At 63.3% G+C, this 1,844-nt stretch carries 1 protein-coding gene; it reads left to right on the forward strand.

The genetic code is table 11. The features are described 5' to 3' along the window. Positions 1 to 152: 152 nt before the first annotated feature. On the forward strand, positions 153 to 1,709 hold the full coding sequence (locus Q4I23_RS32460; protein WP_237903007.1) for a SpoVR family protein: 1,557 nt from the start codon (positions 153 to 155) through the stop codon (positions 1,707 to 1,709). Positions 1,710 to 1,844: the final 135 nt, after the last annotated feature.

Genomic DNA, 1,844 nt, shown 5'->3' on the forward strand with positions numbered 1-1,844 from the left:
CGTATAATCGTCGGCAGCGTCAGATGTGTATAAGAGACAGTCCCTCCCCTGCGAAGCGGGGGAGGGTGAGGGAGGGGGGCAATGCCCGCCACCGCGAGGCCACACCAAGAATCGGGGCCAACGCCCCGCAGAGTTTTGAGAGGATGTGAGGCATGAGCGCTGTGATCGACAAGCCCAACAGCCTGCTCTACGACGGGGCGGACTGGGATTACGACCAGATCAAGCGCGTCTACGACGCCATCGAGGACATCGCCCTGAAGGACATGGGCCTCAACGTCTATCCCAACCAGATCGAGGTCATCACCGCCGAGCAGATGCTCGACGCCTATTCGTCCATCGGCATGCCGCTGATGTACAAGCACTGGTCCTTCGGCAAGCATTTCGCCCGCGACGAGATGCTCTACCGCAAGGGCTATCGCGGCCTCGCCTACGAGATCGTCATCAACTCCAGCCCCTGCATCAGCTACATCATGGAAGAGAACACCATGACGATGCAGACGCTGGTGATCGCCCACGCCGCCTTCGGCCACAACCACTTCTTCAAGAACAACCAGCTCTTCCAGCAGTGGACGGACGCCGAGGGCATTCTCGACTATCTGGAATTCGCCAAGTCCTACATCGCCCAGTGCGAGGACCGCTACGGCCACCACGCGGTGGAACGGGTGCTCGACGCCGCCCACGCGTTGATGAACCAGGGCGTGCACAAGTATCCGAAGAAGCGCAGCCTCGACCTGCGGCTGGAGCAGAAGCGCGAGCGGGAGCGGCAGGAGTACCAGGAGCAGACCTTCAACGACCTGTGGCGCACCGTGCCGAAGGTCGCTGTCGGCGGCAACCGCCCGTCCAAGTCGGTGTCGGAGCGCAAGAAGCTGCTCGGCCTGCCGGAAGAGAACCTGCTCTATTTCCTGGAGAAGAAGGCGCCGCGGCTGGAGCATTGGCAGCGCGAGATCCTCCGCATCGTCCGCCACATGGCGCAGTATTTCTATCCGCAGAAGCAGACCAAGCTGATGAACGAGGGGTGTGCGACCTACACCCACTACACCATCCTGAACGAGATGCACCGGCGGGGGATGATCAGCGAAGGCGCGATGCTGGAATTCCTGCATTCGCACACCTCGGTGGTGTTCCAGCCGGAGTTCGACGACCAGCGCTTCTCGGGCATCAACCCCTACGCGCTCGGCTTTGCGATGATGCAGGACATCCAGCGCATCGCCGAGACCCCGACCGACGAGGACCGCTACTGGTTCCCCGATCTCGCCGGGCGGGGCGATGGCATGGGCGCCCTGCGCGACGCCTGGGCCAACTTCCGCGACGAGAGCTTCGTGCTCCAGTATCTCAGCCCGCACCTGATGCGGAAGTTCAAGATGTTCAGCGTGCGCGACGACGCGGAAGACCCCTATCTGCTGGTCGAGAACATCCACAACGAGCGCGGCTACCGCGGCATTCGCAAGCTGCTGGCGCGGCAGTACGACCTGGGTTTCCTGGAGCCGGACATCCAGATCGTCGACGTGGATCTGGCCGGCGACCGCAAGCTGATCCTGCACCACCGCGTGACCAACGGCGTGCTGCTGGACGAGAGCGACGCCAAGGCGGTGTTGCGCCACATCGCCAACCTGTGGGGCTACGAGGTCCAGCTCGTCGAGGTGTCGGCCCTGTCCGACGCCATCCTGAAGGAGCACGCGGTCACCGCGCCCAGCGGCATCGGGGGGTGATAAGTGTTGCCCCCTCCCTAACCCTCCCCCGCTGACGCAGGGGAGGGGACTGCCGCCGCTCCGCAAATTCTCCCTCTCCCGCGCGAGCGGGGGACTGTCTCTTATACACATCTGACGCTGCCGACGATTATACGC

It is taken from the genome of Azospirillum sp. UFLA03-27 (genome assembly GCF_059803775.1).

Excerpts from the sequence above, each read along its gene's own strand:
- Q4I23_RS32460 (WP_237903007.1), top strand. The coding sequence starts at position 153 with ATGAGCGCTGTGATCGACAAGCCCAACAGCCTGCTCTACGACGGGGCG.